The organism is Paraburkholderia sp., assembly GCF_034668105.1.
GTDB lineage: Bacteria > Pseudomonadota > Gammaproteobacteria > Burkholderiales > Burkholderiaceae > Paraburkholderia.
In genome coordinates this window covers 22,409-28,686 of sequence record NZ_JAXDPY010000674.1, presented here as the reverse complement: position 1 = coordinate 28,686, position 6,278 = coordinate 22,409, and the positions used below count along the sequence as shown (strand labels likewise).

The following is a 6,278-nucleotide window of genomic DNA, read 5'->3' as shown; positions in this document are numbered from 1 at the left end:
CGAGCGCCGGCCGGTCGGCTATAACCGCGCGTTTTTCGAACGCTATCGTCCGAATCAGGACGCGTACCTGTCGCCGGCGCAGCGTGCACGCCTGCACGAATGGGGCCGCACGTCGGCGGATGTCAGGCCGGCAGGCACGTATGCACGCGACATCCTGAGCCGGCTTCTGATCGATCTGTCGTGGGCCTCGTCGCGGCTCGAGGGCAATACATACACGCGGCTCGATACCGTGCGCTTGATCGAACAGGGGCACATTGCGGAAGGCAAAGACGCTCAGGAAACACAGATGATCCTGAATCACAAGGCCGCGATCGAAATGATCGTCGAGAGCGCGGACGAAGTGGGCTTCAATCGATTCACCGTCCTGAACCTGCACGCGATTCTCTCCGATAACCTGATGTCCGACCCGTTCGCCAGCGGCCGTTTGCGCGCGCGCGAAGTGGAGATCAGCGGCACGGTCTTTTTTCCGCTCGCCGTGCCACAGCAGATTGCGGAATGCTTCGAGGCGGTATTGGACAAGGCCGCCCAAATCGACGATCCCTTCGAACAGGCTTTCTTCGGCATGGTGCATCTGCCGTATCTGCAGCCGTTCGAAGACGTCAACAAGCGGGTCTCGCGTCTGACCGCGAATATCCCGCTGATCCGGCAGAATCTGTGTCCGCTGTCGTTCATCGACGTTCCCGAAAAGGCCTACGTCGACGGTACGCTCGGTGTGTACGAGGCCAATCGCGTCGAGCTGTTGCGCGACGTATTCATCTGGGCGTACGAGCGCTCGTGTCAGCGTTATCTGGCGATTCGACAATCCGTCGGTGAGCCGGACGCGTTCCGCCTCAAGTATCGCAATGCGTTGATAGAGGCGGTACAGCAAGTGATTCGCGGCGGTCTTGCCGGCACGCGTGGCGAGATCGAAACGCTCGCGCGGAATCTGGTGGCCGCGGAAGACATGTCCTCGTTCATCGACGCGATCCAGTCCGATCTCGATCACCTTTACCTGGGCAACGTCGCGCGTTACCGGTTGCGGCTTTCTGAATTCGAGCGCTGGCCGTTCAAACGCTCCGAGACGACCTCACGCTGACGCTTGAATGTCGGCTTTGCGACGTGCATCACTGCGCGCCGTCTTTCCGCCGTGAACGCGCCAGCTCCAGGTCTTCGCACATCTGTTTCGCCCCTTGCGCGATCCGCGGCGCCGGCCGGTTGATCAAATCGCCGTCGATGGCGAACAGATTGTTGTTCGCGACCGCTTTGAGGCTCGGCCACGCACGCCATGTGCTGAGTTGCGGCAAAGTGGTGTCCGGTTTGGTCGCGCCGGGCGCGGCAGTAAAGATCGCTTCCGGATTCGCTGCGAGCACCGCTTCGGTCGAGACGGTCGGCGCCAGCGGCTCGAGTTTCGCAAACACATTGCGGCCGCCGCAGAGTGCGATCACATCGCTCACCATATGCTCGCCGTTGAGCGTCATCAACGGTTGATCCCACACCTGATAGAACACGCTGACCGGCGGTCTGCTCGCATACTGCGTGCGCAATCGCGCGATGTCCCGACGGTACGCCGCGGCGGCGGCATCCGCGCTCGGCGAGGTGCCGAGCAATTGCCCCAGCCTGGTCAGCGACGTGGCCACGTCGTCGAGACGATGCGGCTCGCTGAAGAACAGCGGCACATGCATCTCGCGCAGCCGATCGAGCTGGCGCTGCGCATTGCCGTGTCGCCACACGACGATCAGATCGGGCTTCAACGCGACGATCCGTTCGAGGTCGAGCGCCTTGTTGTCGCCGACGCGCGGCAGTTGCTTCGCTTCGGGCGGATAGTCGCTATAGGACACGGCGCCGACCAGTTTCGCGCCGCCGCCCGCGGCATACAACAGTTCGGTGACGTGGGGCGCGAGACTGACGACGCGTTGCGCAGGTGCGGATAAGGTGACAGTTGCGCCGGTGTCGTCGGTGACGGTGATGGCGGCGTTCGCATGCAGTGTGCCCGCGAAAAGCGCGGCGGCGATCGCGGCGGCAAACGCGCAACGTGGACCTCGAATCATCGAACCGCCTCGCGCAAACCTGCTTCAAGACGCGCCCATTCCGCTTCGCTCGCCGGCAGCCCGAAGCGCACGCTGCCCGATGCCGCGAAGAGCCGCGTCCACACGCCGCGTCGTGCTAACGCTTCATGCATGGCAGCGGCGCGTGCGTCGTCGGTCCATGCGAAGAGCGGCGTGCTGCGCGCGGCGAAACCGTGTGCATGCAACAGACTCACCAGACGGGCGCTTTCGGCGGCGAGGCGCGTGCGCATCTGCTGCTGCCACGCCGTGTCTTCGAATGCGGCTTTGACGGCGTGACGAGCCGGACCGCTGACCGTCCACGCGCCGAGCGTACGGCCTAATGCGTCGAGCAAAGCCGGCGCACCGAGGACGAAGCCCGCGCGCACACCCGCGAGCCCAAAGAATTTCCCTGGCGAACGCAGCACGATCAAGCCGTCGCGATGCGTGCTCGCCGCAAGTGACGCCGCCGGCATCGTATCGCCGAAGGCCTCGTCGACGAGCAGGGTGCCGCCGCGCGCGCTGAGTTGCGCGTGCCAGTGCAGCAACTGGCCGGCGCTCAGGTGCTCAGCGGTGGGATTGTTCGGATTCACGACAACCCCATGCGTGAACGCCTCGGGCAACGTGTCCCAGGCCACATCCAGTGGCGCGACCTGGTGTCCGGCCCGCTCGAAGGCGGGCGCATATTCGCTATACGTGAGCGGCGCAATGCCAACCTGGGCGCGTGGCAAGAGCGAGGGCAGCGCGCGGATCGCCGCCTGGCTCCCCGCTACCGGGAGCACGTGCGCGGCGTCGGGCGCGCCGTAGTAACGCGCGGCGCAGGCCGCAAGACCGTCGCCTTCGTCGGGCAGGCGGCGCCAGGCAGCGGCGGGAACCGGCGGCACCGGATAGCCGTGCGGATTGATACCCGTCGACAGGTCGAGCCATTGCGCGTAGGGAATGCCGTAACGCTCAGCCGCTTCGTGCAGATTGCCGCCGTGAATCACCACGGTGGGCGCGGCGCCGCTATCGGCTGTGCGAGCAGCCATTCGATCAACCATGAAAGGGCACACTCAACAAAGCCAGCACGATCAGCACCGCCAGCCAGAGAATGACCGTGCGTTCGACCAGTATCAACGCCGCCGTCACATGCGTGGCCTGCGCGGCGTGTCCGAAGCCGAGCGTCGGTCTGTGTTCAAGCGCGCCGTGATAGACCGCGGGGCCGCCGATCAATACGTTCAGACTGCCCGCGCCCGACGCCATGACCGGTCCGGCGTTCGGACTGTCCCAGCGCGGCGCCTGTTCGCGCCAGCAACGCAGCGCCGTGCGCGTGTCGCCGAGCAACGCATAGCTCGCCGCGGTGAGGCGCGCGGGAATCCAGTTGAGCACGTCGTCGATCCGCGCGGCGGCCCAGCCAAAACGCAAATAGCGCGGCGTGCGGTAGCCCCACATGGCATCGAGCGTGTTGGCCAGACGAAAGCCCAACGCGCCCGGGCCGCCGGCGATCGCGAACCAGAACAGCGCGCCGAAAATCGCGTCGTTGCCGTTTTCGAGTGCCGATTCGACGGCGGCGCGCGAGAGCGCCGCTTCGTCGGCATGAGCGGTTTCACGCGACACGATGCGCGAGGTCAGGAGACGCGCTTGCGCCAGATCGCGCCGCGCCAATGCCTGTGCGATCGGCGCGATGTGATCGTGCAGACTGCGCGCGCCGAGGGCAAACCACAGCAGGACGACATGCACCGCGCAGGCCCAAAAAAACGGCAGCACGGCGACGAGCCACCAGGCGATCAGCACCGGCGGCATGACCGCCAGCGACCATGCGAGCAGCCCTTTGAGCCGCAAGCGCCGGCCGGTGTTGTAGCGCGTTTCGAGGCGCGCAGCCCATTTGCCGAAGCCGACCAGCGGATGCGCGGTGCGCGGCTCACCGAGCCAACGGTCGACGGCGACGCCTGCCGTTGCGAGGGTAACGATCAGGGGGAGCGAAAGCATTACGCGCTGCCCGCTGTTTTCAAGGCGAGCGGCAAGCCCGCGACCATCATCGTGACCTGGGTGCTCAATGCGGCGACGCGCTGGTTGAGCCGCCCGAGTTCGTCGACATAGAGGCGCGTTTCGGCGCCGAGCGGGACGACGCCCAAGCCGATTTCATTGCTGACCACGATGATCTTGCCTTTGGCGTTGATGAGCGCTGCTTCGAAAGCGGCAAAGTGCGCGTGATAGTGCTCGATGGGCAAACCGTCGCCATCCGGAGGGCATAACAGATTGGCGAGCCACAGTGTCAGGCAGTCGATCAGAATGCAGTGGCGAGGCGCGTCGATCTGCGAGACGGCGCCGGCGAGATCGAGGCCCGCTTCGAGCAGCTGCCAATGCGCCGGACGCCGCTCGCGATGATGCGCGATACGCGCACTGAATTCGGCGTCGTCGGCCACGCGCGCGGTGGCGACGTAGGTGACGGGAAGGGCGCTATGGTTCGCCAGTTGTTCGGCGTGCACGCTCTTGCCCGAGCGGGCGCCGCCGAGAACGAAGGTGAGGTCGCGGGAAATCATCGCGTGATTGTACCGGCGCGCAGTGCGTGCCGGCACGATGGGATAATGGCGCGTTCAAATCGCGGCGTTGCCGCTTCCTGGCTGTACGGTGCCGCCGCGTACGGCGAGATCGTTGCCGCCAGGTTGCGCGCCGCGCCGCGGCTTCACTGCCTGGCTTCACTGCCGGCTTCACTGCCTATTCACCGCCGAGTCCGACATTCCGTGACCACCACTTCCACCCCGCATGACGCCGTACCTGTGCCGCGCGGCACGCTGATGATTCAGGGCACCACGTCCGACGCCGGCAAGAGCACGCTCGTCGCGGGATTGTGCCGGCTGGCGCGCCGCGCCGGCGTGCGGGTCGCGCCGTTCAAGCCGCAGAACATGGCGCTCAACAGCGCGGTGACGGTCGACGGCGGCGAGATCGGCCGCGCGCAGGCCTTGCAGGCGGTGGCCGCGGGCATCGCCGCGCACACCGATCTGAACCCCGTGCTGCTCAAACCGACCAGCGACCGCGGCGCGCAAGTGATCATCCACGGCAAGGCGCGCATGAATCTCGATGCGCGCGCGTATCACGACTACAAGCCGGTCGCGTTCGAGGCCGTGCTGGAATCGTATGCGCGGCTCCAGGCGGCTTACGACACGATCTTCGTCGAAGGCGCCGGCAGCCCCGCTGAGATCAATCTGCGCGAGCGCGATATCGCCAACATGGGTTTCGCTGAAGCAGTCGATTGTCCGGTTGTGTTAGTGGCCGACATCGACCGCGGCGGGGTTTTCGCGCATCTGACCGGTACGCTCGCGTGTCTTTCGGAAAGCGAGCAGGCGCGGGTGCGTGGCTTCATCATCAACCGCTTTCGCGGCGACGTGGGTTTGCTCAAGCCCGGGCTCGACTGGCTCGAAGCGAAGACCGGCAAGCCGGTGCTCGGCGTCGTGCCCTACCTGCACGGTCTGACGCTCGACGCCGAAGACATGCTGCCGCCCGAACTGCGCGCCGCGCATAGCGGCCAGGGCGGCCAAAGCGACGAGGCGGCCCGGATGCTGCGGGTGGTCGTGCCGGTGTTGCCGCACATCAGCAACCACACCGATTTCGACGCGCTGCGCGCTCATCCGCAGGTCGATTTTCATTATGTGCGAAGCGGCACGCCGCCTCCGGCCGCCGATCTGATCATCTTGCCGGGCTCGAAGAATGTGCCCGGCGATCTGGCTTTTCTGCGTGCGCAGGGCTGGGATGCGGTGCTGCAGCGGCATTTGCGCTACGGCGGCCGCGTAATCGGGATTTGCGGCGGCATGCAGATGCTGGGGCGCGAAGTGGCCGATCCGCACGGCGTGGAAGGCCCGCCCGGAACGAGCGTGGGCCTCGGCTGGTTCGATTATTCGACCATATTGACGCGGGAAAAGACGCTGAAGAACGTGACGGGGCGCCTTGCATTGGCGGGTTCGCCCGAGGTCGCCGGCTACGAGATTCACATGGGTGAGACGCAAGGCCCGGCACTGAACTCCCCCGCGCTGCAATTGGGCGAAGCGCCGGACGCTCATCCCGACGGCGCGATCTCGGCCGACGGCCAGATCCTCGCGACCTACGTGCACGGCCTGTTCGACACGCCGGCCGCGTGCGCCGCATTGCTCGCGTGGGCGGGGCTGAGCGATGCCGCGAAACTCGACTATCCGGCGTTGCGTGAGGCCTCGCTGGATCGTCTGGCAGACACGCTCGCCGGGCACCTCGATCTGTCCAAGCTGTTTGCTGCGATTGGGTGAC

General features: G+C 65.9%; 6 protein-coding genes. 2 read left to right on the top strand and 4 right to left on the bottom strand.

Going from position 1 to position 6,278, the window contains the following annotated elements:
• Positions 1 to 1,075: Fic family protein (locus QOC89_RS29855; RefSeq protein WP_323048330.1), on the top strand; the 1,075-nt coding region annotated here is incomplete at its 5' end.
• Positions 1,076 to 1,103: 28 nt separating this feature from the next.
• Here the strand turns inward: QOC89_RS29855 and QOC89_RS29850 are convergent.
• Genes QOC89_RS29850 through cobU form a run of 4 tightly spaced genes read right to left on the bottom strand, consistent with a single transcriptional unit; the run spans position 1,104 to position 4,543 of the window.
• Positions 1,104 to 2,027 (bottom strand): cobalamin-binding protein, encoded by a 924-nt coding sequence (locus QOC89_RS29850; protein ID WP_323048329.1) that lies wholly within the window; start codon positions 2,025 to 2,027, stop codon positions 1,104 to 1,106.
• On the bottom strand, positions 2,024 to 3,061 hold the full coding sequence (cobD, locus tag QOC89_RS29845) for a threonine-phosphate decarboxylase CobD (protein WP_323048328.1): 1,038 nt from the start codon (positions 3,059 to 3,061) through the stop codon (positions 2,024 to 2,026). Before cobD ends, QOC89_RS29850 begins: the two co-directional genes overlap by 4 nt.
• Positions 3,054 to 3,989, bottom strand: coding sequence for an adenosylcobinamide-phosphate synthase CbiB (cbiB, locus tag QOC89_RS29840; protein ID WP_179736697.1), 936 nt, complete (start codon positions 3,987 to 3,989; stop codon positions 3,054 to 3,056). Before cbiB ends, cobD begins: the two co-directional genes overlap by 8 nt.
• Complete coding sequence (cobU, locus tag QOC89_RS29835; protein WP_323048327.1) at positions 3,989 to 4,543, bottom strand: bifunctional adenosylcobinamide kinase/adenosylcobinamide-phosphate guanylyltransferase; 555 nt, start codon at positions 4,541 to 4,543, stop codon at positions 3,989 to 3,991. The genes cbiB and cobU overlap by 1 nt, the downstream gene beginning before the upstream one ends.
• A 255-nt stretch (positions 4,544 to 4,798) precedes the next feature.
• On the opposite strand from cobU, the gene QOC89_RS29830 reads away from it, so the two are divergent.
• Positions 4,799 to 6,277, top strand: coding sequence for a cobyric acid synthase (locus tag QOC89_RS29830; RefSeq protein ID WP_323048331.1), 1,479 nt, complete (start codon positions 4,799 to 4,801; stop codon positions 6,275 to 6,277).
• The last annotated feature ends 1 nt before the right edge of the window (position 6,278 follow it).

What these genes read in the sequence shown, in the direction of transcription:
- QOC89_RS29850 (WP_323048329.1), bottom strand. Translation starts at nt 2,027, where the DNA reads ATGATTCGAGGTCCACGTTGCGCGTTTGCCGCCGCGATCGCCGCCGCG.
- cobD (WP_323048328.1), bottom strand. Translation starts at nt 3,061, where the DNA reads ATGGTTGATCGAATGGCTGCTCGCACAGCCGATAGCGGCGCCGCGCCC.
- cbiB (WP_179736697.1), bottom strand. Translation starts at nt 3,989, where the DNA reads ATGCTTTCGCTCCCCCTGATCGTTACCCTCGCAACGGCAGGCGTCGCC.
- cobU (WP_323048327.1), bottom strand. Translation starts at nt 4,543, where the DNA reads ATGATTTCCCGCGACCTCACCTTCGTTCTCGGCGGCGCCCGCTCGGGC.
- QOC89_RS29830 (WP_323048331.1), top strand. Translation starts at nt 4,799, where the DNA reads ATGATTCAGGGCACCACGTCCGACGCCGGCAAGAGCACGCTCGTCGCG.